Source organism: Achromobacter denitrificans NBRC 15125, assembly GCF_001571365.1.
Taxonomy (GTDB): Bacteria; Pseudomonadota; Gammaproteobacteria; order Burkholderiales; family Burkholderiaceae_B; genus Achromobacter; species Achromobacter denitrificans.
Genome location: NZ_BCTQ01000049.1, coordinates 1 through 23,306, shown reverse-complemented (window position 1 = coordinate 23,306; position 23,306 = coordinate 1). Strand labels below are relative to the sequence as shown.

At 65.3% G+C, this 23,306-nt stretch carries 21 protein-coding genes; 6 read left to right on the top strand and 15 right to left on the bottom strand.

The window, feature by feature from the left end; genetic code table 11:
- The first annotated feature begins 4 nt into the window (after positions 1-4).
- On the top strand, positions 5-2,302 hold the full coding sequence (locus ADE01S_RS27470; protein ID WP_062684940.1) for an NADP-dependent malic enzyme: 2,298 nt from the start codon (positions 5-7) through the stop codon (positions 2,300-2,302).
- Between the two features lie 118 nt (positions 2,303-2,420).
- A complete protein-coding gene (locus tag ADE01S_RS27465; protein ID WP_062684939.1) occupies positions 2,421-2,873 on the top strand; it encodes a DUF2214 family protein in 453 nt (150 codons plus the stop codon).
- A gap of 28 nt (positions 2,874-2,901) precedes the next feature.
- Here the strand turns inward: ADE01S_RS27465 and ADE01S_RS27460 are convergent, their stop codons facing one another.
- The 15 genes from ADE01S_RS27460 to ADE01S_RS27390 form a co-directional block, all read right to left on the bottom strand.
- Positions 2,902-4,002 carry a hypothetical protein gene (locus tag ADE01S_RS27460; RefSeq protein ID WP_062684938.1) on the bottom strand — a complete coding sequence of 367 codons (1,101 nt, stop codon included), beginning with the start codon at positions 4,000-4,002 and terminating at the stop codon, positions 2,902-2,904.
- An 87-nt stretch (positions 4,003-4,089) separates the two neighbouring features.
- A complete protein-coding gene (locus ADE01S_RS27455) occupies positions 4,090-4,785 on the bottom strand; it encodes an ABC transporter ATP-binding protein (protein WP_172600307.1) in 696 nt (231 codons plus the stop codon).
- Positions 4,782-5,510: an ATP-binding cassette domain-containing protein gene (locus tag ADE01S_RS27450; RefSeq protein ID WP_062684936.1), complete on the bottom strand. Its 729-nt coding sequence runs from the start codon at positions 5,508-5,510 to the stop codon at positions 4,782-4,784. Before ADE01S_RS27450 ends, ADE01S_RS27455 begins: the two co-directional genes overlap by 4 nt.
- Positions 5,507-6,553 carry a branched-chain amino acid ABC transporter permease gene (locus tag ADE01S_RS27445; RefSeq protein ID WP_082775910.1) on the bottom strand — a complete coding sequence of 349 codons (1,047 nt, stop codon included), beginning with the start codon at positions 6,551-6,553 and terminating at the stop codon, positions 5,507-5,509. Before ADE01S_RS27445 ends, ADE01S_RS27450 begins: the two co-directional genes overlap by 4 nt.
- A 1-nt stretch (position 6,554) precedes the next feature.
- On the bottom strand, positions 6,555-7,415 hold the full coding sequence (locus ADE01S_RS27440) for an ABC transporter permease subunit (RefSeq protein ID WP_232482035.1): 861 nt from the start codon (positions 7,413-7,415) through the stop codon (positions 6,555-6,557).
- Between the two features lie 73 nt (positions 7,416-7,488).
- A complete protein-coding gene (locus ADE01S_RS27435; RefSeq protein ID WP_062684934.1) occupies positions 7,489-8,727 on the bottom strand; it encodes an ABC transporter substrate-binding protein in 1,239 nt (412 codons plus the stop codon).
- A gap of 95 nt (positions 8,728-8,822) precedes the next feature.
- Positions 8,823-10,238 (bottom strand): amidase, encoded by a 1,416-nt coding sequence (locus ADE01S_RS27430; RefSeq protein ID WP_062684933.1) that lies wholly within the window; start codon positions 10,236-10,238, stop codon positions 8,823-8,825.
- Between the two features lie 240 nt (positions 10,239-10,478).
- Positions 10,479-11,426, bottom strand: a complete 948-nt coding sequence (locus ADE01S_RS27425) for a helix-turn-helix domain-containing protein (protein WP_062684932.1) — start codon at positions 11,424-11,426, stop codon at positions 10,479-10,481.
- Positions 11,427-11,732: 306 nt separating this feature from the next.
- On the bottom strand, positions 11,733-13,043 hold the full coding sequence (locus tag ADE01S_RS27420; RefSeq protein WP_062684931.1) for a citrate synthase: 1,311 nt from the start codon (positions 13,041-13,043) through the stop codon (positions 11,733-11,735).
- Between the two features lie 19 nt (positions 13,044-13,062).
- Positions 13,063-13,323, bottom strand: coding sequence for a succinate dehydrogenase assembly factor 2 (locus ADE01S_RS27415; protein WP_062684930.1), 261 nt, complete (start codon positions 13,321-13,323; stop codon positions 13,063-13,065).
- Positions 13,324-13,508: 185 nt separating this feature from the next.
- Entirely contained in the window at positions 13,509-14,225 is a 717-nt protein-coding gene (locus ADE01S_RS27410) for a succinate dehydrogenase iron-sulfur subunit (RefSeq protein WP_043542896.1), read from the bottom strand.
- A gap of 19 nt (positions 14,226-14,244) precedes the next feature.
- The gene (gene sdhA / locus ADE01S_RS27405; RefSeq protein WP_208025194.1) at positions 14,245-16,011 is read right to left on the bottom strand and encodes a succinate dehydrogenase flavoprotein subunit; all 1,767 of its coding nucleotides are present in this window, start codon (positions 16,009-16,011) and stop codon (positions 14,245-14,247) included.
- 15 nt (positions 16,012-16,026) lie between these two features.
- The gene (sdhD, locus tag ADE01S_RS27400) at positions 16,027-16,410 is read right to left on the bottom strand and encodes a succinate dehydrogenase, hydrophobic membrane anchor protein (RefSeq protein ID WP_043542892.1); all 384 of its coding nucleotides are present in this window, start codon (positions 16,408-16,410) and stop codon (positions 16,027-16,029) included.
- Positions 16,410-16,823, bottom strand: coding sequence for a succinate dehydrogenase, cytochrome b556 subunit (gene sdhC / locus ADE01S_RS27395; protein WP_062684929.1), 414 nt, complete (start codon positions 16,821-16,823; stop codon positions 16,410-16,412). The genes sdhD and sdhC overlap by 1 nt, the downstream gene beginning before the upstream one ends.
- Positions 16,824-16,944: 121 nt before the next feature.
- Complete coding sequence (locus ADE01S_RS27390; RefSeq protein WP_062684928.1) at positions 16,945-17,724, bottom strand: GntR family transcriptional regulator; 780 nt, start codon at positions 17,722-17,724, stop codon at positions 16,945-16,947.
- Positions 17,725-18,080: 356 nt separating this feature from the next.
- Here ADE01S_RS27390 and ADE01S_RS27385 point away from each other — a divergent pair, with 356 nt between their 5' ends.
- From ADE01S_RS27385 to ADE01S_RS27370, 4 genes are all read left to right on the top strand, one after another.
- Positions 18,081-19,070, top strand: a complete 990-nt coding sequence (locus tag ADE01S_RS27385; protein ID WP_013392305.1) for a malate dehydrogenase — start codon at positions 18,081-18,083, stop codon at positions 19,068-19,070.
- Between the two features lie 260 nt (positions 19,071-19,330).
- Positions 19,331-20,221 (top strand): methylisocitrate lyase, encoded by an 891-nt coding sequence (prpB, locus tag ADE01S_RS27380; RefSeq protein ID WP_043542890.1) that lies wholly within the window; start codon positions 19,331-19,333, stop codon positions 20,219-20,221.
- Between the two features lie 90 nt (positions 20,222-20,311).
- Positions 20,312-21,505, top strand: coding sequence for a bifunctional 2-methylcitrate synthase/citrate synthase (gene prpC / locus ADE01S_RS27375; protein WP_062684927.1), 1,194 nt, complete (start codon positions 20,312-20,314; stop codon positions 21,503-21,505).
- 82 nt (positions 21,506-21,587) lie between these two features.
- Positions 21,588-23,039 carry a bifunctional 2-methylcitrate dehydratase/aconitate hydratase gene (locus tag ADE01S_RS27370; RefSeq protein ID WP_062684926.1) on the top strand — a complete coding sequence of 484 codons (1,452 nt, stop codon included), beginning with the start codon at positions 21,588-21,590 and terminating at the stop codon, positions 23,037-23,039.
- Positions 23,040-23,306 lie beyond the last annotated feature (267 nt).

Genomic DNA, 23,306 nt, shown 5'->3' with positions numbered 1-23,306 from the left:
TCCCATGGACGAAACTCTCACCAAACTGGCGTTGGACTACCACGCCTATCCGACTCCCGGCAAGATCTCGGTCACCCCGACCAAGACCCTGGCCAACCAGGACGACCTGTCCCTGGCCTACTCCCCCGGCGTGGCGGCCGCCTGCATGGCCATCTTCGACCAGGGCGACGACGCCGCCTCGAAGTACACCTCGCGCGGCAACCTGGTGGGCGTGATCACCAACGGCACCGCCGTGCTGGGCCTGGGCAACATCGGCCCGCTGGCCGCCAAGCCGGTGATGGAAGGCAAGGGCTGCCTGTTCAAGAAGTTCGCGGGCATCGACGTGTTCGACATCGAACTCGCCGAAAACGACCCGGACAAGCTGGTCGACATCATCGCGGCGCTGGAGCCCACGCTGGGCGGCGTCAACCTCGAAGACATCAAGGCGCCCGAGTGCTTCTACATCGAGAAGAAGCTGCGCGAGCGCATGAAGATCCCCGTCTTCCACGACGACCAGCACGGCACCGCCATCATCTCGTCGGCCGCCATCCTGAACGGCCTGAAGGTCGTGAACAAGGACATCGGCTCGGTCAAGCTGGCCTGCTCGGGCGCCGGCGCCGCCGCCATCGCCTGCCTGGACTTGCTGGTCCACCTGGGCGTCAAGCGCGAGAACATCTACGTGGTCGACTCCCGCGGCGTGATCTGGGATGGCCGTGACGAGAACATGGAGGTCAACAAGAAGCGCTACGCGCAGAAGACCGACGCGCGCACGCTGGCCGACGTGGTCAACGGCGCCGACGTGTTCCTGGGCTGCTCCACCGCCGGCGTGCTGACCGCCGACATGGTCAAGACCATGGCCGCCAGCCCGCTGATCCTGGCGCTGGCCAATCCGGAACCCGAAATCCGTCCGGAAGTGGCCAAGGCCGCGCGTCCGGACTGCATCATCGCCACCGGCCGTTCGGACTACCCGAACCAGGTCAACAACGTGCTGTGCTTCCCGTTCATCTTCCGCGGCGCCATGGACGCCGGCGCCTCGCGCATCACGGAAGAGATGAAGCTCGCCTGCGTGAAGGCCATCGCCGAACTGGCGCAAGCCGAGCAGAACGATGAAGTGGCTCGCGCCTACGCCGGCCAGGAACTGTCCTTCGGTCCCGACTACATCATTCCCAAGCCCTTCGACCCGCGCCTGATCGTCCAGATCGCCCCGGCCGTGGCCCAGGCCGCCGCCGACTCCGGCGTGGCCGCGCGTCCCATCGAGGACATCGAAGCCTACCGCCAGAAGCTGATGGGCTTCGTGTACCACTCGGGCCAATTGATGCGCCCGCTGTTCGCCCAGGCCAAGAAGGCGCCCAAGCGCGTCATCTACGCCGACGGCGAAGACGAGCGCGTCCTGCGCGCGGTGCAGACCGTGGCCGATGAAAAGCTGGCGTTCCCGATCCTGATCGGCCGTCCGTCCGTCATCGAAATGCGCATCAAGAAGTTCGGCCTGCGCCTGGCGGCCGGCAAGGACTTCGAGATCGTGGATCCCGAGGACGACAGCCGCTTCAACGAAACCTGGAATGCGTACTACCAGCTCAAGGGCCGCGAAGGCGTGACGCCGGCCATCGCCAAGGCGATGATCCGCAAGCACAACACGCTGATCGGCGCGATGCTGCTTCGCCGCGGCGACGCGGACGCGCTGCTCTGCGGCGTGGCGAGCAAGTACGACAACCAGCTCAAGTACGTCGACGAAATCATCGGCAAGAAGGAAGGCCAGACCTACGCCGCCCTGAACGTGCTGATGCTGCCCGACCAGACGCTGTTCGTCACCGACACGCACGTCAACGAGAACCCGACGGCCGAGGAAGTGGCCAACATCACGATCCAGGCCGCCGACGAGATGCTGCGCTTCGGCGTGGTGCCGAAGATCGCGCTGCTGTCGCACTCCAACTTCGGCAGCCGCACGACGGAATCCTCGCGCAAGATGGCCAGCGCCAACAAGCTGGTGCGCGATCGCGCCCCCGACCTGGAAGTCGACGGCGAAATGCACGCCGACGCCGCCCTGTCGGAGAAGATCCGCATGCTGGCCTATCCGGACAGCACGCTGAAGGGTCGCGCCAACCTGCTGGTCATGCCGAACCTGGACACCGGCAACATCACGTACAACATGCTGAAGATGACCGGCAGCAATGGCATCGCGATGGGCCCGATCCTGCTGGGCGCGGCGCGTCCCGTGCACATCCTGACCACCAGCGCCACCGTGCGCCGCATCGTCAACATGACGGCGCTGGCCGTGGTGGACGCGCAGCAGGAAGCCGCCGAGGCCGCCAAGAAGCGCCGTTGATCGACCTGTTCGGGCGCCCGCGGCGCCCGGCATGCAAAGCGCCCCTCGGGGCGCTTTTTTCTTGGCGGTTCGGCGGGGGATGGTACAACCATGCTTGTCCCGCCTTTCTGGAGCCGACATGCTGCAAGACGCCCTGCTCGCCTGGTTTCACTACCTGGCCATTTTCGTGCTCGTAGTCATCATGACGGCCGAAGCCGTCCTGCTGCGCCCCGGCCTGGCGCCCGACACGGTTCGCCGCCTGGCCTTGTACGATCGCTTCTTCGGCGTGTCGGCGGTGGCCGTGCTGGTCACCGGCGTGCTGCGCCTCATGTTCGGCGCCAAGGGCGCGGCGTTCTACATGGCCAATCCCTGGTTCCACGCCAAGATCGCGCTCTTCGTCGTGATCGCGCTCTGTTCGATCCCGCCCACCCTCGCCTTCATCCGCTGGCGCAAGCAGGCCGCCACGCAGCCCGGCTTCGTGCCGCCGGAAGCCGACATCCGCCGCGCGCGCCGCTGGGTAATGATCGAATCCCATCTGTTCATCTTCCTGCCGCTGTTCGCGGTGCTGATGGCGCGCGGCATCGGCATGTAGCGCCCGGCCCCGCTCCGGGCCGGCGCGTTCAGGAGGGGCAGCGCACCGACGCCTGCGGCGGCGCCCCTTCCACCTCGATGGTGGCGAACAGCATCACGCCCGCCTCGGCGTTCAGCAGCGTGGCCAGCACCTCGCCGTCCCCCCGCTGCACCACCGACATGCCCTCGGACAGCGCCTCGCCGTCGTCGCGCAGCACCGTCATGCCATGGTCCGGGGTGAGCACCCAGGCGTCCGGCAGGCGCCGGTTCAGCGGATAGGCGGTGGACTGGACCCGCGTGCCCGCGGGATAGCGATAGGGCCCCAGCCGCAGCGGGCAGGCCAGCGCCGCGCTCGCCACGCCCAGCAAACGATGCGCGTCGTCCAGGCGCAGCCCGGGACGCCCGAGCAACATCCCGGACACCGCCAGGGGCTCGGGCGAATCGACGCTCACGTACCAGTTCAGCGGCTCCACGTGCCCGTTCGTGTAGGTCTCGCCCTTTCTCGCCCGGACCTCGGCGCCGGCCGGCAACGCGATCTCTCCCGCGCGATTGCCCGCGCCCAGCGTGCAGGATTCGAACTCGGGACGGGCGTCTTTTTTCTCGATCCTGAATTCGACCTTTTCCGTGGTGTCGCAGCGCCAGCCCGCCACATCCTGCACGCCCGCGCCCCAGAGGTACAGCGTGTGCGGATGCGCGCCGAGTTCCTCGTAGGTTTCCCGGTCGTACTCGGTGCGCAGGTAGCGCACGATACGCGTGGCCTGCATGCCGAATGCCGGAACCAGCGCCTCGAACGTCGCCTCGGTGTAGCGTTCGGGCTGGCCTTCCCTCGCCAGCACGAGGCGCGCGCCCGCGGGCATGGCCACGCCGCCCAGCGTCTGCGGCTGCTCCAGCGTCACGCGCCGCGCCGCCTCCAGGCGGTCGTATTCGCGGTCCACGGTCCAGAACACGTACCGGATGAAGACATAGAAGGCGGACAAGGCGGCCAGCGCCAGCAGCGCGCCGCCGTGCAGCCAGGGGCGGCGCCCGAACCGCTGCCTTGCGCGGCGGCTGGCAGCCAGCACCGCCAACCATCCCAGCAATGCCAGGCCCGCGAGCTGGGAAACGAAAAGGAAGACGAAGAATTCCGTCGACGGCAGCGAAATCGGGATCATGGCGGCGATGATACGCGAACCGCCGCCTCGGCCGGGATGCCGCGGCGGCGCGGCGGTCCGGACGCCGACAGCCCCCTGTCCCACGCCTCAGGTGAAATGATCCAGGACGGACTCGTCGGTCAGTTCGCCGGGTTGCAAGGCCCGATTGATGGCGCCCTTGTGGATCAGCAGCACGCGGTCCGACAGCTGGCGAATGAAATCGATGTTCTGCTCCACCAGCACGATCGCCAGCCCCAGGCGCTCGCGGATGTCCTTCAGCTTGTCCACGATTTCATCGATGATGGAAGGCTGGATGCCCTCGGTGGGTTCGTCGAGCAGCAGCAGCCTCGGCCGCGCGACCAGGGCCCGCGCCAGCGCCAACAGTTGCTGCTCTCCGCCGCTGAGCGCGCCGCCGGGGCGCCCCGCCAACGGTTTCAGGCGCGGGTACTCATCCAGGATTTCTTGCACGTCCATGCTGCGCCCGGGGTTCGCCTTGGCTGAAAGCCTGAGGTTGTCCAGCACCGACAGGCCCGGAAAAATGCCCCGCCCCTGCGGCACGTAACCCATGCCCATCCGGGCGCGCCGGTGGGAAGGCAAGCGCGTGATGTCCGCGTCCTGCAAGCGCACGGCGCCCGCCGTCGCCGGCAGCACGCCCATCAGCGTCTTCAGCAGCGTGGACTTGCCCATGCCGTTGTGGCCGAGCACGCCCAGGAATTCCGCCTCGGCGACGTGGAATTGCACGCCCTCCAGAACGGGAATGCGGCCGTAGCCGGAAGCCAGATTGTTGACCGTCAGCAAGTTCATGCGCCGCGCCCCCTTCCCAAATAGACATCGCGCACCTGCGGATCCGCGATGATCTGCTCAAACGAGCCTTCCGTCAGGATGCTGCCCTGATGAAACACGGTGACCGTGCGCGCGATCTTGCCGATGAAGGCCATGTCGTGCTCGACCACCACCACGGCCGCCCGCGAATTCAGCTCGTGTATCAGGTCCGCCATGCGCTGGGTTTCCTCGTCGCTCATTCCGGCCGCGGGTTCGTCTAGCAGGATCACCTTCGGATCTCGCGCCACGACCATGCCGATTTCCACCCACTGCCGCTGGCCGTGGGCCAGCTCGCCCACCAGCTTTCGGGAAACGCCCTCCAGCCCCAGGCGGGCCTTGATCTGCTCGGCCCGGTCGAGCGCCTTCCCGGAGCCGCAGGCGCTCCAGGCGGCCAGCCACAGGTTCTCGTCCACCGTCAGCCCGTCCAGCACGGTCGGCACCTGGTTCTTGATACCCATGCCCCGCTTGGCGATGGCGTGCTGCTGCGCATGCCGGATGCTGCGTCCGTCGAACAGGATGTCTCCTTCCGAGGGCGCGAGTTGGCCGCTGAGCAACTTGAAGAACGTGCTCTTGCCGGCGCCGTTGGGCCCGATCAGGCACCTCAGCTCGCCTCGGCGCAAGACGAAATCGATATTGCCCAGCGCCTTGACGCCGCCGAAGCGCTTGCCCACGCCCCGAGCCTCCAGGATGATGTCGCGGTCCGTCATCGCTCGCCTCCCGCGCGCCGCCGCGGCGCTAGACGGGCGATCAGGCCTTGGCACGCCGGCGCCAATCCCTGCGGAAACAACAGCACGCAGACGATCAATATGAATCCCAGCGCCAGCGTGACCTGGCCGACGCCCACCGTGCCCAGCCAGGTGGTGAGGTACTGAATGAGCAGCGTGCCGATGATCGGCCCCGCCAGGATGGAACGTCCGCCGACGATGACCCAGATGACCACCATCGCGGCCTGGTTGAGGCTGAACATCTCCGGGCCGACGAAGTTCCCCCACAGCGCGTACAGGCCTCCGGCCAGGCCGGCCAGCCCGCCGGCGATGACGAAGGCCATCAGCTTGTACAGCCGGCTGTCGTAGCCCAGCAATTCCATGCGCTTGTCGTTTTCCCGCAGCCCCACCAGCACGCGTCCCGTCGGGCTGGCCAGGAACAGGCGGATGCCCACGTACGCCAGGGCCAGGAAGAACAAGGCCAGGTAGAAAATGCCTTCGATGGATTGCAGGTCGAGCGGCCCGATCCGCAGAGGCAGGCCCGGCACGCCGGGTATACCGTTCTGTCCGTTGAGCCGCACGGTGCCGATGACGTATTCGGGCCCCGAGGTGGCGCGCACGCCCTTCTCGAAGATCAGCGTGACGACCAGCGTGATGACGCTCAGGTAGATATCGCTGATCCGGCCGAACATCATGAAGTAGCCCAGCAGCACAGCGAAGAACATGGGCACGATGGCCGCCAGGGCGAACGCCACCACGGGCAGATCCGTATTCAGGCTGAACAAGGCATAGGCATAGCCGCCGAGGCCGAAGAAAATCGTCTGGCCGAAGCTCAGGATCCCGACGTAGCCCCACAGCAGCCCCATGCTCAGCGCCAGCAGCGACAGGATCATCACCAGCGACAGGTCCAGCTGGAGCGCCGTGTCGGCGTACAAGGGCACGGCCAGCATCAGCGCCACGCAAACGCCCACCGATGCCCACCAGGGCCATCGGGGCCGGCGTCCGGCATGCGCGTCGAAACTCATGGAAAACGTATGGCTGCTCATGCTACATACCTCGCTTCATTCTGCCTGTGATGCCCAAGGGGAGCATGCGCAGTAGGAGAACCGCCGCGATCAGCATGCTGACCTCGCCCAGCACCGAGCTGTAGGCATAGGACACCACGCCGTCGATCGCGCCGAACAGGGATGAGGCCGCGCTCGCGCCCACGAGAGGCAGGTGGCCGCCGACGATGACCGTGATGAACGCCTTGGCCACGAAAAAGCCGCCCATGGCCGGACTCACCCCGGTCAATGGCGCCAGCGCCGCGCCCGCCAGCCCGGCCAGGCAGGAACCCAGCCCGAACGTGGACATGTAGACGCGGTCTCGATCCACGCCCAGGCAAGCCGCCATCTCCGGGGCCTGCATGGTTCCGCGCACGATCAGGCCCGCCTTGGTCCGAACCGCCAGCCACCAGCACAGCGCGACCAGCGAGAAGGAAAACGCGCAGATCGCCAGGTTGTAGGAAGAGACACTCATGCCGCCCAGGCTGACGTTGGCGAAGTCCGTCGACATTCCCATGCTGGATGCGCCGAACACGGTGGTGGCCGCCCCGACGAACAGCAGCGACAACCCCCAGGTGGCCAACAGCGTGTCGACCATCCGTCCGTAGAGGAAGCGGATGACGAGCCGCTCGACCACGATGCCTGCAATGCCGGCGATCGCCCCGCCGGCCAGTACGCCCAGCCACAGCGGCGCGCCGGCGTTGGCGGACAGCACGCACGCGTATCCGCCCACCATCATGAATTCGCCGTGGGCCAGGTTGATGACCTTCATCATGCCGAATATCACCGCCAGCCCCAGGCTGATCAGCAACATCAGGGAGATCGAAAATACGACTAGGTAAAGACCGGTGTATAGCGATGTCACGCGGCTCTCCGAAGCGGATGGTTGATGTCCGCCAGGGCCGTCGGCGTAGCGGCGGCCCTGGTACTTCCGGCATCTAGAGCTTGGGCTCGTACTGCCGGGTGTCGTCGGGATTGCGCCTCAGGTCGCATACCGCCTGGGTATCGGTGGGCTGGCGCTGGGGGAATGACTTGACCACGTCGAAGCCCTTGTCCTTGTTGCCGATGGCGATATGGATATCCATGACGACGTGATTGGACTGCTCATCGATGGAGTACAGTCCGCCGGGGCCGTCGTACCGGGTCCCCGGCAAGGCGGCGATGACCTTGTCCGGCTCCACGCTGCCGGCGCGCCGGACCGCTTCGGCCCATAGCATCATGCCGCGGTAGCCGTACTCTCCATACTCGCCGATGTAGTCCGACTCCCCGGTGAAGTCCGCGAAGCGCTTCACGAATTTCCTGGCCGCGTCGGTGGGCAGCGTGTCGATGAAGGACGCGGCGATGATGGTGCCGTCGTTCTCCTGCGCGCTGAGCATGGAGTTTTCCCTGGCGGCGCCGTACACGGTGCCGATCAGCGTCATGTTCTTCTTGCCTATGGTCGATTCGAACTGGCGGTAGAAGCTCATGTGGGCATCGCCGACCAGCGCGGACCACACCGCATCGGGCTTGGCGGCCTGGATGCGGCTGAGCGCGGGCGCGAAGTTGGTCACGTCCAGGGGAAAGAACTCGACGGCCACGTCCTTGCCGCCCTTTTCCCGGATGAACTTCTGCAGCCATTTGCTGGTGATCTGGCCGTAGTTGTAGTCGGCCGCCAGGATGTAGTGCGTCTTGGCGTTGCGCTCTTTGATCACGTAGTCGACCAGCGGGTCCAACTCCTGGCCCGGCACCATGCCGGGACACACGTGGCGGCGATCGCATACGCCGCCTTCGTACAGGGCGTTGTAGAAGTACAGCCCCTTGAAGCGCTGCACGATCGGCCTGACCACTTCGCGCGCGGAACTGGCGACGGCGCCGTGGATGACGTCGGCCTTGTCGCGGACGAACGCCTGGGTCGCGTATTGCGAATAGAGCCGGTTGCTGGACTGGGTGTCGTAGAAGGCGACCTCTACCTTACGGCCCAGCAATCCGCCCGATGCATTGATCTCGTCGGCCGCCATGGCGACCGCCTTGATCTGCTTCAGGCAGTAGTTGTTCAGGACGCCGGTCTTGTCCAGCAGGTTGGCCACCTTGATCGGCTTGGACGAATCGATTTGCGCCTGCGCGAGCAGATCGAAGCTGCTGGCGTACGCCAGCACGCCGGCCGCGGTTTTGATGAAACCCCGTCGATTGAGGGACATGGACACTCCTTCGTTGAATTGCCCCCGCCGGCGTCTCCCGCCGGCGGCGATCCTGCGGCTGCGATCCGGCCCGACGCCGACGCGCGCCCGCGCGCTCAGGCACCGGCCAGATCGGGATGCCTGCGATGCCAATCCGTCATTTGCTGATACGCATGCGCGGCGCGCACGATCAGGTCTTCGCGAAAATCGGCGCCCACTAACTGGAAGCCGATCGGCGTGCCGGCCCCTTCGAGAAAGCCGCCGGGCAAGGTAATGGTGGGCACGCCCGCCATGTCCAGCGGCGCCGTGTAGCGCATCATGGCGAACCAGATGTCCACATAGGCCTGGCCAGTGACGTGCATTTGCGCCACCGTCGGCGAGGCGATCGGCGTGGTGGGAATCAACAGCACGTCCACCGTCTGCATCAGGGCCCGCATCTTGCCCGTGTACGCGGCGCGCTGCAGCAGAATCTTCTGGTAGTCGATGCCGCTCTGGGCCATGCCCATCTCGATCAGGTTGGCCAATGCCGGGCCGTAGGAGCCCTTGTGCCGCGCATAGGTTTCTTCATGGGCCACGGCCGCTTCGATGCTGCACAGGTTGAACCAGTTGCGCTGCACATCGACCGCGTCGGGCGCCTTGACCTCGACGATCTCCGCGCCCAGCTTCGCCATTACGGCAACGGCTTCGTCCATCATCTTGCGCGTCGGCGCATCGACATCGTCATGGTTCCAGCGGGAATCGACGCCGATGCGCAGCCCCTTGACGCCCCGCTCCATCTCGCTCAGATAATCGGGAACCGGCAACTGACTGGCCGTCGGATCGTTCTCGTCGGCGCCCGCGATGACCTGCAGCATCGCGGCCGAATCCTCCGCGCTGCGCGTCATCGGCCCCAGGTGATCGAGCGATGCCGCCAGCTCGAACGCGCCGTAGCGGCTGACGCGCCCCCAAGTCGGCTTGATGCCCGACAGTCCGCAAGCCGCGGACGGGAAGCGGATCGAGCCGCCGGTATCGGTGCCGATCGCGCCATAGCAAAGCCCGGCCGCCGGCGCCACGCCCGACCCGCTGGAAGACACGCCGGTCCAGTGCTCGGGATTCCAGGGATTGATGGGTGGATCGATGTCCGGATGATGGTCCGTGAGCGCGCCCTCGGTCAGCTGGACCTTGCCCAGCAGGACGGCGCCGGACTCCCGCAGGCGCTTCACCACCGTGCCGTCTTCGCGGGATTGAAACTCCCGGTAGACCGTCGTTCCGAACGCGGTGGGCGCGTCGAAGGTCCAGCACAGGTCTTTCACCGCGACGGGCACCCCATGCAGGGGGCCGCGCACCTGGCCTTGCGCGATCTCCCGGTCCGCCTGGCGGGCAGCCGCCATCGCGCCGTCCTTCATGAGCAGGACGTAGCTCTTGAGGCGGCCGTCCAGTTTGTCGATGCGTTCGAACTGCCGCTCGGTGACGGTTTCAGAAGAGACCTCGCCGGATTGAATGGCCTTGCCGATTTCGCGCAGTCCCATGTAGTGCAGATCATCGTGATTCATTCCGTCCTCCTTGACGTCAACCGACAGAAACCGCCAGACGCTATCGTCTTGCGCGGCTTGAAATAGCCTGATGCGTGTCTGGAAGCAGATTACGGCGCGTGCCGAACGGATTCTTGTTCGTGACCGCCAGCCGACTTGACTGTGACAGCCACGCGCGCGCGGCGCGGAATCGGAAGCGGGAAAAGAAACAGCCCGCTGGACCCCAGGACGGGCCCCAGCGGGCTGCCGGACCGGCGCCGCTCAGCGCCTTGTTCGACTCAGCAGGTCTTTCGGCGAATGGCCGTAGCAGAGTTTGAAGATCCGGCTGAAATGCGAAACGTCGTTGAATCCATGGCGGAACGCGGCCTCGGTCACCTGACGCGCCCTGCCCTCCTTCAGCGAACAATAGGCGGATTCAAGCCGCCGCTGCCAGACCCAGCGCATGGGCGTGGTGCCGCTCTCGGCGAACATGCGGGTGAGCGTGCGCTCGGACACGCGCAAGGCGATGGCGATCCGGTCCACCGTGAGCTGGGGATCGTCCAGGTGGGACTCCACGTACTGTTTGGCGCTCCCGAGCAGCCTCTCGCGTTCGCTGGCGGCCGAGTCGCTGCCGGCCATCTGCATCTGGATCGTCGCCGCCAGCAGGTCGAGCAAGGACGCGGCAAACTGGGTTTGCACGCCGGGAGGCAGATCCTCGGAGAAGTTGATGTCGGCGGCGGAGCGTATCGTGTGGAACAGCAAGCCGGTGATGGGTTTGTCCGGCATGAAGCGCATGGCCGTATAGCGTTCCGCCAGCGGGGCGCGATACAGCAATTGCTTGCGTGGAATGCGCAACAGCAAGACGGACTCGGGCGTCATATCGTAGGTGAACAGGCGCTCGGCGTCGTACAGGGCGATATCGCCATTGTTGATGTGCGTGGAACGGCCCGATTGCGACAGATGGCCCGTTCCCGCCTCCATCAGCGTCAACAGGAATGCCTCGTTCTCATCCCGGCGCACGTGCCTGGCCGCGCGCTGCCACACATGGCGGGGAGAAGACATCCGCGATATCTCGATCTCGTCGATCGACTTGGCGGCGTACTTGCCGATGAAACTGCCTGAGCTGTCGATGGTGCTGTCGGCCTGTACACAATGTTTGCAGACGACTTCGTTCCAGTACTCGGGCCTCTGGCGCTCACTCACCTTCTCGGTCGAATAGTTCAGCTTCATTTCCCCTCCGGCGGGGCCAGTGCCAGAGATTGACACGGATTTTGCGGAAATACGGCTTATCGGTCCTCTTGCTGCCTGCTGCTTCCTGCGTGCTGCCGGGCGGGGAGTCGCCCCCCCGCTTTGTCCCGAAGATTCTGCCAAAAGGCAACTGCCTTTGAATTGGTATTTACCCGTTGCCCCATCGGGCCCTGGGACCGGCGCGTCCCCGCTTCCGGAGGCAGGCGGACAGGCTGCCGCGGACGGGCTGCGCCCATGAAAAAACCCGCCTCGTTGAAGGCGGGTTTCTCGGAGCGGACCGCTAGCGGATCAACGCTTGTCCATCGGGGGCACGTCGCGCGTGACCGAACCGGTGAACAGCTGGCGCGGACGGCCGATCTTGTAATCGGGATCCGACAGCATTTCGTTCCACTGGGCGATCCAGCCCACCGTGCGGGCCAGCGCGAAGATGGCCGTGAACAGCGAGGTCGGGATGCCGATGGCGCGCTGGACGATACCCGAGTAGAAGTCCACGTTCGGGTACAGCTTGCGCTGCACGAAGTACGGATCCGACAGGGCGATGCGTTCCAGTTCCATGGCCAGCTTGAACAGCGGGTCGTTTTCCAGGCCCAGGGCCGAGAGCACTTCCTTGCAGGTTTCCTGCATCAGCTTGGCGCGCGGGTCGTAGTTCTTGTAGACGCGGTGGCCAAAGCCCATCAGGCGCACGCCCGAGTTCTTGTCCTTGACCTTCTCCATGAACTCGCCGACCTTGTCGATGCCGCCGTTGGCTTGCAGCTCTTCCAGCATCTGCAGGCAAGCTTCGTTGGCGCCGCCGTGAGCCGGGCCCCACAGGCAAGCCACGCCGGCCGAGATGGCGGCGAACGGGTTGGTGCCCGACGAGCCGCACAGGCGGACGGTCGAGGTCGAGGCGTTCTGCTCGTGGTCGGCGTGCAGGATGAAGATGCGGTCCAGCGCGCGCTCGACGACTTCATTGACCTTGTAGTCTTCGCACGGCGTGGCGAACATCATGCGCAGGAAGTTGCCCGTGTAGGACAGGTCGTTCTGCGGGTAGATGAAGGGCTGGCCTTGCGAGTACTTGTAGGCCATCGCGACCAGCGTCGGCATCTTGGCGATCAGGCGGATGGCCGAGATGTGGCGATGCTGCGGGTTCGTGATGTCGGTGGAGTCGTGGTAGAACGCGGACAGCGCGCCGACCAGGCCCGTCAGGACGGCCATCGGGTGCGCGTCGCGGCGGAAGCCGCGCAGGAAGAAATGCAGCTGCTCGTTCACCATCGTGTGATGGGTGACTTGCGAGTCGAAGTCGGCCTTCTGGTCCTTGTTGGGCAGTTCGCCGTTCAGGATCAGGTAGCAGATGTCCATGAAGTCGCAGTTCACGGCCAGCTGCTCGATGGGGAAGCCGCGATACAGCAGCTCGCCCTTGTCGCCGTCGATGTACGTGATGCCCGATTCGCAGGCGGCGGTGGACATGAAGCCCGGGTCAAACGTAAACATGCCCGTCTGGCCGTAAAGCTTGCGGATGTCGATCACATCCGGACCGACCGTGCCCTTGTAGACAGGGAACTCAATGGGAGCGCTGCCGTCCGAGAAGGATAGCGTGGCTTTTTTGTCAGACAGGTTCATGTTTTTTCCTCTCAATTAATCAGAGCGCGCGCATCTGGCCAATAATGCTCCGAAGCCTGGGCGTGTCGAGCTCGCCCTGGAGTTCCTTGCGTGCCAGCAGCAGGTCGAGCAGGTCGTTGTCTCCCATTTCGAACAGCTGCGTCAATGCGGCTACGTCATCATCGGTAAGTTCGGCCTCGTGGGCATCCAGGTACCGGGTGATGATCAAGTCGTTTTCGAGCAGACCGCGACGCGCCCGCCAACGCAGACGTGCCCGCTCTAGTTCAGTTAGCCTGCTCATCGTTACACCTAAATGAAGCCCTCGCGCCGCGTCCGCTACGCGGACCAGCTGCGCCCGGGGAGGCGTTTCCGCCCCGTGCCGGCCCGGCGGCGGAAAGCCTACGGACCTCGGCGCCACCCGGGCTTGCCGCCCTCCGGGAGGGCCATATCCCGGAAGGCTCGGCGATAAAAAAATCCTGCTTCAGACTAGACCGTGCGACGGACCAGCAGTTCCTTGATCTTGCCGATCGCCTTGGTCGGGTTCAGGCCCTTCGGACAGACGTCGACGCAGTTCATGATGGTGTGGCAACGGAACAGGCGGTACGGATCGTCCAGGTTGTCCAGGCGCGAACCCGTGGCTTCGTCGCGGCTGTCGGCGATGAAGCGGTAGGCTTGCAGCAGGCCGGCCGGGCCGACGAACTTGTCCGGGTTCCACCAGAACGACGGGCAGGAAGTGGAACAGCACGCGCACAGGATGCACTCGTACAGGCCGTCCAGCTCTTCGCGCGCCTCGGGCGACTGCAGGCGTTCCTTTTCGGGCGGCGGCGTGTCGTTGATGAGGTACGGACGGATCGAGTGGTACTGGTTGAAGAAGTGCGTCATGTCCACGATCAGGTCGCGGATGACCGGCAGGCCCGGCAGCGGACGCAGCACGATCGGTTCCTTCAGCTCGCGCAGGTTCGTCGTGCAGGCCAGGCCGTTCTTGCCGTTGATGTTCATGGCGTCGGAACCGCACACGCCTTCGCGGCACGAGCGGCGCAGGGCCAGGCTGTCATCGACGTCGTTCTTGATGCGCACCAGCGCATCGAGCAGCATCTTGTCGGTCGGCTGGAGTTCGACTTCCAGCTTCTGCATGTACGGGCGCTCGTCCTTGTCCGGATCGTAGCGGTAGATTTCGAACTTGACGATTCTCTTGGTGCTCATAGTAGGACTCTATCCGGACTTAGAAGGTACGCGCCTTGGGCGGGAAGGACTCGACCGTCAGAGGCTTCATCTGCACGGGCTTGTAATCCAGGCGGCTGCCTTCGGAGTACCACAGCGTGTGCTTCAGCCAGTTCTCGTCGTCGCGGGTCGGGTGATCGTCCAGCGCGTGCGCGCCGCGGCTTTCGGTGCGGTTGGCGGCCGACTTGATGGTGGCGCGGGCCACTTCGGTCATGTTGGCCAGTTCCAGCGCCTCGACGCGCGCGGTGTTGAACACCTTGGACTTGTCCTTGAAGTAGATGTTGTCGGCTTGCTTGGCCAGGTCTTCGATCTGGGTCACGCCTTCGTTCAGCAGCTCCAGCGTGCGGAACACGCCGCAGTGGCGCTGCATCGAGAAGCGGATGGCGTTGCCGATGTCCTGGGTCTTTTCGCCCGAGGTGCGCGATTCCAGCTTGTTGATGCGGTCCATCGAGAATTCGACGGCTTGCTGCGGCACGGGCTGGTGCGCGTGCTGGCGTTCCGGATGCGAATTGACGATGTGGTTGCCGGTGGCGCGGCCGAAGACGATCAGGTCCAGCAGCGAGTTCGTGCCCAGGCGGTTGGCGCCGTGCACCGACACCGCGGCGCATTCGCCGATGGCGTACAGGCCGTTGACGATCTTGTTCTCGCCGTTTTCGCGCGTCAGCACCTGGCCGTGGTAGTTGGCCGGGATGCCGCCCATCTGGTAGTGGATGGTCGGGACGACGGGGATCGGTTCCTTGATCGGGTCCACGTTGCCGAACTTGATGGCGATTTCGCGGATCGACGGCAGGCGCTTGTTGATCACGTCGGCGCCCAGGTGGTCGAGCTTCAGGACCACGTAGCTGCCGTCGGGACCGCAGCCGCGGCCTTCCTTGATTTCCTGGTCCATCGAGCGGGACACGAAGTCGCGCGGAGCCAGGTCCTTCAGCGTGGGCGCGTAGCGCTCCATGAAGCGTTCGCCATCCTTGTTCAGCAGGATGCCGCCTTCGCCGCGCACGCCTTCGGTGATCAGCACGCCGGCGCCGGCCACGCCGGTCGGGTGGAATTGCCAGAATTCCATGTCCTGCAGCGGAATGCCCGCGCGGGCGGCCATGCCCAGGCCGTCACCGGTGTTGATGAAGGCGTTGGTGGAAGCGGCCCAGATGCGACCGGCGCCGCCGGTGGCCAGCACCGTGGTCTTGGCTTCCAGGATGTAGATCTCGCCCGTTTCCATTTCGAGGGCGGTCACGCCCACGACGTCGCCGGCTTCGTTGCGCAGCAGGTCCAGCGCCATCCATTCGACGAAGAACTGGGTGCGCGCGGCGACGTTGCGCTGGTAGAGCGTGTGCAGCAGCGCGTGGCCGGTGCGGTCGGCAGCGGCACAGGCGCGCTGGACCGGCTTCTCGCCGAAGTTGGCGGTGTGGCCGCCGAACGGACGCTGGTAAATGGTGCCGTCGGGGTTGCGGTCGAACGGCATGCCGAAGTGTTCGAGCTCGTACACGGCGTTCGGGGCTTCGCGGCACATGAATTCGATGGCGTCCTGGTCGCCCAGCCAGTCCGACCCCTTGACGGTGTCGTACATGTGCCAGTACCAGTTGTCTTCGCTCATGTTGCCCAGCGAGGCGCTCACGCCGCCTTGGGCGGCAACCGTGTGCGAACGCGTGGGGAACACCTTGGACAGCACTGCAACGGACAGGCCCGCTTGGGACAGTTGCAGCGAACAACGCATGCCGGCTCCGCCGGCGCCAACGACCACCACATCAAACTGGCGGCGCGGCAGGGATTTCATGACAGAGACCACGGCTTAAATGCTCCAGAGGATTTGCGCGAAGTAAACGACCGAACCGACCAGCCAGAGGATCGTCAGCACTTGCAGCAGCAGGCGCACGCCCACCGACTTGACGTAGTCCATCCAGATGTCGCGCACGCCAATCCAGGCGTGCCAGGCCAGCGCAACGAATGCAAGGGTGGCCAGGATCTGGCCGACCGGAAGAACGCCCACGTAGAAGTTGAACAGCGCGGTCCAGTGCTCGTACGTGAAGGCCGGCATCATCAGGATGCCGATCAGCAGCACCAGCGTGTACACGGCCATGATGACGGCGGTGACGCGCTGGATGATGAAATCCATGACGCCGTAGTGGGCGCCCACGACAAGACGCTTGGGTCCGTAGTTTTTCACGTCGGCCATTACAGCACTCCGAACAATTTGAGGGCGAACACCAGGGTCAGCGCCAGGCTCACCCCGAAAACCACGCCGGCGCTCTTCTTCGCCGACAGCTTGTCGATGCCGATGTGCAGATCCAGCAGCAGGTAGCGGATGCCGGCACAGAAATGGTGCAGGTAGCCCCAGACCAGGACCAGGAAGACAAGCTTGACTATCGGGTTGCCGGCGTACGCGGCCACGGCGGCGAACGTCTGCGGAGCGGCCACGCTGGCCGCGAACAGCGGCAGGATGACCAAGGGAAGACAGAGGAACAGCAGCGCGCCGCTGACGCGGTGCAGGATGGACAGCTTGCCGGCCAGGGGCAGGCGGTAGTTGGCAAGTTGCGCAATGCCAATATTGCGAAACTGCGGACGTGGCTTGGCAGCGGTGTCGGACATGACGGCCTCGGTGTTTCGGAACTAGGGAATCGTGACGGCAAGAATGCCGTGGCCCTTGCGGGCAAACACGGTATTTTCGCCCAGAGATAGGGTCGGTATCAAATCGTAGTCAAAAAGCTCATCAATTCAAACTATTGCGGTAATGGTATCGATCGGTCAAGTACAACCCCCGGCGGATTTCCATGGGGCGGTCACCATAGGTGTAGGACACGCGATCCACCTGCAACAACGGCGTTCCGGCGGCAACATTAAGCAGCGGACAGACCTCGGCCGGCGCGACGACCGCGCGCAGCTTCTCGTCCGCGCGCACCATGCTCACGCCGAATTCGGATTCAAACAGGCCATAGAGGGGCGCCTTGTTGGCGGTCAGCAGCTCCAGGGTCAGTCCGCGGAAAATGGAACCGGGCAGCCAGATGTCGTCCACCACGGTGGGCGCGTGCCCCAGGGACAGCAGGCGGCGGATCATCACGACGGTTTCGCCGGCGCGCAAGTCCAGGGCGCGCGCGATCTCGGCGGGCGCGCGCATGCGGCGGCATTCCAGGATGCGGCTTTCCGCCCGGCCGGCCTCGCCCTCGTCATCGGGGGCCAGGCGCAGGAAACGGTAGCGGACGCGCGCTTCGTGGTGGGTGGCGACGAAAGTGCCCTTGCCCTGGCGGCGCAGCAGCATGTGCTCGGCGGCCAGCTCGTCGACCGCCTTGCGCACCGTGCCCTGGCTCACCTGGAAACGGGCGGCGAGGTCGATTTCGCTGGGGATGAGCTCGCCCGGCTTCCATTCGCCGCGCTCCAGGCTTTGGACCAGCAGGTCCTTGATCTGCCGGTAGAGCGGACTGAAAGCGGCCCCCTCGCCCGAGGGACGGGCGGCGCGAGTGCGTAAGGAGGTTTCGGGCCGAGGCTCTGCCATGGATCTTCTTGGTTGTGTCATGTTTATCCGGAGAATGGGAAGGCGGCGCAAAGGAGGCGAAACCCATCCGCAATACGCCGCTGCCGCCGGTCTTCTGGCTTGATACAGGCGCGCGGCCGATCAGGGCTGCGGCGCATTCGAATAAACGCTCTATTGTGGCATACCGCGAGGGACGCTGTCCAACGTCTTATGTCTTATATAAGATAGAAGAGCAATTGACGCACACGTAAAATCGATCTAGGATTCACCGCTGCCCGGGCGCCGCGCCCCAGCCGTGCGCGCGTCGATTTTCGCGCCCCAACGATTACACTGATTGGTGAGATTTTTTTCTCGCCAAACCATTACGGAGAACGTCCATGTCCAAGCCTGCCTTGCGTGTCGCCGTCACCGGCGCCGCCGGCCAAATCGGTTACGCACTGCTATTCCGCATCGCCTCGGGCGAAATGCTGGGTAAAGATCAACCCGTCATCCTGCAACTGCTGGAAATCCCCGACGAGAAGGCGCAAAAGGCCCTGAAGGGCGTCATCATGGAACTGGATGACTGCGCTTTCCCGCTGCTGCAGGAAGTCACCGCTCACAGCGACCCGCGCACCGCCTTCAAGGACGCCGACGTGGCCCTGCTGGTCGGCGCCCGTCCGCGCGGCCCCGGCATGGAACGCAAGGACCTGCTGTCCGTCAACGCCCAGATCTTCACGGCGCAAGGCAAGGCCCTGAACGACGTCGCCAGCCGCAACGTCAAGGTCCTGGTCGTGGGCAACCCGGCCAACACCAACGCCTACATCGCCATGAAGTCGGCCCCGGACCTGCCGGCCAAGAACTTCACCGCCATGCTGCGCCTGGACCACAACCGCGCCCTGTCGCAACTGGCCGCCAAGTCGGGCAAGGCCGTGGCCGACATCGAGAAGCTGGTCGTGTGGGGCAACCACTCGCCCACCATGTACCCCGACTACCGCTTCGCCACCGTCGGCGGCGAATCGCTGTCCAAGCTGATCAACGACGACGCCTGGAACCGCGACACCTTCATCCCGACCGTGGGCAAGCGCGGCGCCGCCATCATCGAAGCCCGCGGCCTGTCCTCGGCCGCCTCGGCCGCCAACGCCGCCATCGACCACGTCCGTGACTGGGTCCTGGGCAGCAACGGCAAGTGGGTCACGATGGGCATCCCGTCCGACGGCTCCTACGGCATCCCCGAAGGCATCATCTACGGCGTGCCGGTCACGACCGAAAACGGCGAATACAAGCGCATCGAAGGCCTGGAAATCGACGCCTTCTCGCGCGAGCGCCTGGACTTCACGCTGAAAGAGCTCCTGGAAGAGCGCGACGGCGTCAAGGACCTGCTGAAGTAAGCAGCGCATGAGTCAAGGATTGGGCCCGTTCGCGGGCCCAATTCCTAGGCGCTTCCATTTGCGTCCGCAACATAAACCTGTCTCTTTGTTCCCGCTCAAGGGATTGTCGCGAAGGGGACAGATTTATTTTCCGGGCCCGCGGTAAGGTCGGGGATCCTGGGCGGGGCGCGTCCCCTCCCGGCCGGCCCGCCGCCAGTCCGCAGTCCAGTCGTTCCATCCGGGGCTTTCGAGAACACCCGGTCCATATACGGAGACCACCCATGTCCAGACCCGAATCCGCCGGCGCCCTCTTCCGCCGCGCCCTCGCCGAAGAAAGCCCGCTGCAGATCATCGGCGCCATCAACGCCAACCACGCCCTGCTGGCCAAGCGCGCCGGCTACCGGGCCATCTACCTGTCCGGCGGCGGCGTCGCGGCCGGCTCGCTGGGCCTGCCCGACCTCGGCATCAACACGATGGACGACGTCCTGACCGACGTGCGCCGCATCACCGACGTCTGCGACGTGCCCCTGCTGGTGGACATCGACACCGGCTTCGGCCCCTCGGCGTTCAACATCGCCCGCACCGTCAAGAGCCTGATCAAATTCGGCGCCGCCGCCTGCCATATCGAGGACCAGGTCGGCGCCAAGCGTTGCGGCCACCGCCCCGGCAAGGAAATCGTCTCGACCGAGGAAATGGCCGACCGCGTCAAGGCCGCCGCCGATGCCCGCACCGACAGCGACTTCTACCTGATCGCCCGCACCGACGCGATCGCCTCGCACGGCGTGGACGCCGCCATCGAGCGCGCGCTGGCCTGCGTGGAAGCCGGCGCCGACGCCATCTTCGCCGAGGCCGCCTACGACCTCCCCACCTACGACCGGTTCGTCAAGGCCGTCAAGGTGCCGGTGCTGGCCAATATCACCGAGTTCGGCAAGACCCCGCTGTTCTCGGTCGAGGAACTCAAGAGCGTGGGCGTGGGCATGGTGCTGTATCCCCTGTCCGCCTTCCGCGCCATGAACAAGGCCGCCGAGGCCGTCTACACCGCCATCCGCCGCGACGGCCACCAGAAGAACGTGGTGGACCTGATGCAGACGCGCGAAGAGCTCTACGACCGCATCGGCTACCACGAATTCGAATCGAAACTGGACGCGCTTTTCCAGAAAGGCAAGGCGTAAGCCCGCAACTTCCGGCGCCGCGGCGGCTGCCCGGCGCCATGCATGCCCACCCCATTGCATCGACCACCGCGAAAGGAAAGGAGTAGAGACATGAGCACGGCTCCCAAGAAGCAGGAAGCGAAAACGGACGCCAAGCCGGAAGAAAAAGCCGGTTTCAAACCCAAGAAGTCGGTTGCCCTGTCCGGCGTCGTCGCCGGCAACACCGCGCTGTGTACGGTTGGCCGCAGCGGCAACGACCTGCACTACCGCGGCTACGACATCCTGGACATCGCCCACACCAGCGAATTCGAGGAAATCGCCCACCTGCTCGTCCACGGCAAGCTGCCCAACAAGGCCGAACTGAAGGCCTACAAGGAAAAGCTGCGCAGCCTGCGCGGCCTGCCCGCCCAGCTGCAAGCCGCGCTGGAAGCGCTCCCCGCCGCCAGCCACCCCATGGACGTGATGCGCACCGCCGTGTCGGTGCTGGGCTGCGTGCTGCCCGAAAAGGACGACCACAATACCCCGGGCGCGCGCGACATCGCCGACCGCCTGATGGCCAACCTGGGCTCGGCGCTGCTGTACTGGTACCACTACAGCCACAACGGCCGCATCATCGACGTCCAGACCGACGACGACAGCATCGGCGGCCACTTCCTGCACCTGCTGCACGGCGAGAAGCCCAACGAAGACTGGGTCAAGGCCATGCACATCTCGCTGAACCTGTACGCCGAGCATGAATTCAACGCGTCCACGTTCACCGCGCGCGTCATCGCCGGCACCGGCTCGGACATGTACTCCTCCATCACCGGCGCGATCGGCGCGCTGCGCGGCCCCAAGCACGGCGGCGCCAACGAGGTCGCCTTCGAAGTGCAGAAGCGCTACGAGACCCCCGACGAAGCCGAGGCCGACATCCGCCGCCGCGTGGAAGCCAAGGAAGTCGTCATCGGCTTCGGCCACCCGGTCTACACGGTGTCCGACCCCCGCAACAAGGTCATCAAGGACGTGGCGAAAAAGCTGTCCAAGAAGGCCGGCAGCACCAAGATGTTCGATATCGCCGAACGCCTGGAAACCGTCATGTGGGACATCAAGAAGATGTTCCCCAACCTGGACTGGTTCTCGGCCGTCAGCTACCACATGATGGGCGTGCCCACCGCCATGTTCACCCCGCTGTTCGTCATCGCGCGCACGGCGGGCTGGTCGGCCCACGTCATCGAGCAGCGCATCGACAACAAGATCATCCGCCCCACCGCCAACTACGTGGGCCCGGAAGATCAGAAGTTCGTGCCGATCGAAAAGCGTAAGTAAGGCGACCCATGGGCCCGCGCATCCAACGAGCAGCGCCGCGCGGGCCCCGGGCCTCCTGTACTCACTCAGGAGAGGTTCCGACATGTCTGCCCCGATATCCAACGTCCGTCCCGATCCCGACCAGGTCCTGGTCGACATCGCCGACTACGTACTGAACTATGAGATCCAGAGCGGCACGGCCTACGAGACGGCCCGCAACTGCCTGATCGACACCCTGGGCTGCGGCCTGGAAGCGCTTGAATACCCCGCGTGCAGGAAACTGCTCGGCCCGGTCGTGCCGGGCACGGTCGTGCCCCACGGCGCCAAGGTGCCGGGCACCCAGTTCCAGCTGGACCCCGTCCAGGCCGCGTTCAACATCGGCGCGATGATCCGCTGGCTGGATTTCAACGACACCTGGCTGGCCGCCGAATGGGGCCACCCGTCCGACAACCTGGGCGGCATCCTGGCCACGGCCGACTGGCTGTCGCGCACCGCAGTCGCCGCCGGCAGGCCGCCCCTGACCATGCGCGACGTGCTGACCGGCATGATCAAGGCGCACGAGATCCAGGGCTGCATCGCGCTGGAGAACTCCTTCAACAAGGTCGGGCTGGACCACGTGGTCCTGGTCAAGGTGGCCTCCACCGCCGTCGTGGCGCAGATGCTGGGGCTGGACCGCGACGAGGTGATCAACGCCGTGTCCCTGGCCTGGGTCGACGGCCAAAGCCTGCGCACGTACCGCCACGCCCCCAATACCGGCAGCAGGAAGAGCTGGGCCGCGGGCGATGCCACCAGCCGCGCGGTGCGCCTGGCCCTGATCGCCCGCACCGGCGAAATGGGCTACCCCTCGGTGCTGACCGCCAGGACCTGGGGCTTCTACGACGTGCTGTTCAAGGGCCAGCCTTTCCGGTTCCAGCGCCCCTACGGCAGCTACGTGATGGAAAACGTGCTGTTCAAGATCTCGTTCCCGGCTGAATTCCATGCCCAGACCGCCGTCGAATGCGCCATGGACATCCACCGGCAGCTGCAGGCGGCGGGCAAGCGCCCCGAAGACATCGCGAAGATCACGATCCGCACGCACGAGGCTTGCATCCGCATCATCGACAAACAGGGGCCGCTGGCCAACCCGGCCGACCGCGACCACTGCATCCAGTACATGGTGGCGGTGCCGGTGCTGTTCGGGCGCCTCACCGCGGCCGACTACGAAGACGCGGTCGCGCGGGATCCGCGCATCGACGCCCTGCGCGCCAAGATCGTCTGCGTCGAGGATCCGGCCTACACCCGGGACTACCACGACCCCGACAAGCGCTCGATCGCCAACGCCCTGACCGTGGAGTTCAACGACGGCACGCGCCTGGACGAAGTCGTCTGCGAGTACCCCATCGGCCACCAGCGCCGCCGCGCCGAAGGCATCCCCTTGCTGGAAGCCAAGTTCCGCGTCAACCTGGCGCGCGTGTTCCCCGCCCGGCAGCAAACCCGCATCCTAGACGCCTCGCTCGACCAGCAGGCGCTGGAAGCCATGCCGGTGCACGAATACGTGGACCTGTACGTGATCTGAGGCCTATGGACCGTAGGATGGGTGGAGCGCGGCAGTTCCTGGGCAAGAATCTCGATGCTGAACGCGCGCAACCCATGCGGTACGTGACCTGAGGCAGCGCCATGGCCCATGGGACGGACCGTAGGATGGGTGAAGCGCGGCAGTTCCTGGGCAAGAACCTCGATGCTGAACGCGCGCAACCCATGCGGTACGTGACCTGAGGCAGCGCCATGGCCCATGGGACGGACCGTAGGATGGGTGGAGCGCGGCAGTTCCTGGGCAAGAACC

What these genes read in the sequence shown, in the direction of transcription:
- ADE01S_RS27470 (WP_062684940.1), top strand. Translation starts at nt 5, where the DNA reads ATGGACGAAACTCTCACCAAACTGGCGTTGGACTACCACGCCTATCCG.
- ADE01S_RS27465 (WP_062684939.1), top strand. Translation starts at nt 2,421, where the DNA reads ATGCTGCAAGACGCCCTGCTCGCCTGGTTTCACTACCTGGCCATTTTC.
- ADE01S_RS27460 (WP_062684938.1), bottom strand. Translation starts at nt 4,002, where the DNA reads ATGATCCCGATTTCGCTGCCGTCGACGGAATTCTTCGTCTTCCTTTTC.
- ADE01S_RS27455 (WP_172600307.1), bottom strand. Translation starts at nt 4,785, where the DNA reads ATGAACTTGCTGACGGTCAACAATCTGGCTTCCGGCTACGGCCGCATT.
- ADE01S_RS27450 (WP_062684936.1), bottom strand. Translation starts at nt 5,510, where the DNA reads ATGACGGACCGCGACATCATCCTGGAGGCTCGGGGCGTGGGCAAGCGC.
- ADE01S_RS27445 (WP_082775910.1), bottom strand. Translation starts at nt 6,553, where the DNA reads ATGAGCAGCCATACGTTTTCCATGAGTTTCGACGCGCATGCCGGACGC.
- ADE01S_RS27435 (WP_062684934.1), bottom strand. Translation starts at nt 8,727, where the DNA reads ATGTCCCTCAATCGACGGGGTTTCATCAAAACCGCGGCCGGCGTGCTG.
- ADE01S_RS27430 (WP_062684933.1), bottom strand. Translation starts at nt 10,238, where the DNA reads ATGAATCACGATGATCTGCACTACATGGGACTGCGCGAAATCGGCAAG.
- ADE01S_RS27425 (WP_062684932.1), bottom strand. Translation starts at nt 11,426, where the DNA reads ATGAAGCTGAACTATTCGACCGAGAAGGTGAGTGAGCGCCAGAGGCCC.
- ADE01S_RS27420 (WP_062684931.1), bottom strand. Translation starts at nt 13,043, where the DNA reads ATGAACCTGTCTGACAAAAAAGCCACGCTATCCTTCTCGGACGGCAGC.
- ADE01S_RS27415 (WP_062684930.1), bottom strand. Translation starts at nt 13,323, where the DNA reads ATGAGCAGGCTAACTGAACTAGAGCGGGCACGTCTGCGTTGGCGGGCG.
- ADE01S_RS27410 (WP_043542896.1), bottom strand. Translation starts at nt 14,225, where the DNA reads ATGAGCACCAAGAGAATCGTCAAGTTCGAAATCTACCGCTACGATCCG.
- sdhA (WP_208025194.1), bottom strand. Translation starts at nt 16,011, where the DNA reads ATGAAATCCCTGCCGCGCCGCCAGTTTGATGTGGTGGTCGTTGGCGCC.
- sdhD (WP_043542892.1), bottom strand. Translation starts at nt 16,410, where the DNA reads ATGGCCGACGTGAAAAACTACGGACCCAAGCGTCTTGTCGTGGGCGCC.
- sdhC (WP_062684929.1), bottom strand. Translation starts at nt 16,823, where the DNA reads ATGTCCGACACCGCTGCCAAGCCACGTCCGCAGTTTCGCAATATTGGC.
- ADE01S_RS27390 (WP_062684928.1), bottom strand. Translation starts at nt 17,724, where the DNA reads ATGGCAGAGCCTCGGCCCGAAACCTCCTTACGCACTCGCGCCGCCCGT.
- ADE01S_RS27385 (WP_013392305.1), top strand. Translation starts at nt 18,081, where the DNA reads ATGTCCAAGCCTGCCTTGCGTGTCGCCGTCACCGGCGCCGCCGGCCAA.
- prpB (WP_043542890.1), top strand. Translation starts at nt 19,331, where the DNA reads ATGTCCAGACCCGAATCCGCCGGCGCCCTCTTCCGCCGCGCCCTCGCC.
- prpC (WP_062684927.1), top strand. Translation starts at nt 20,312, where the DNA reads ATGAGCACGGCTCCCAAGAAGCAGGAAGCGAAAACGGACGCCAAGCCG.
- ADE01S_RS27370 (WP_062684926.1), top strand. Translation starts at nt 21,588, where the DNA reads ATGTCTGCCCCGATATCCAACGTCCGTCCCGATCCCGACCAGGTCCTG.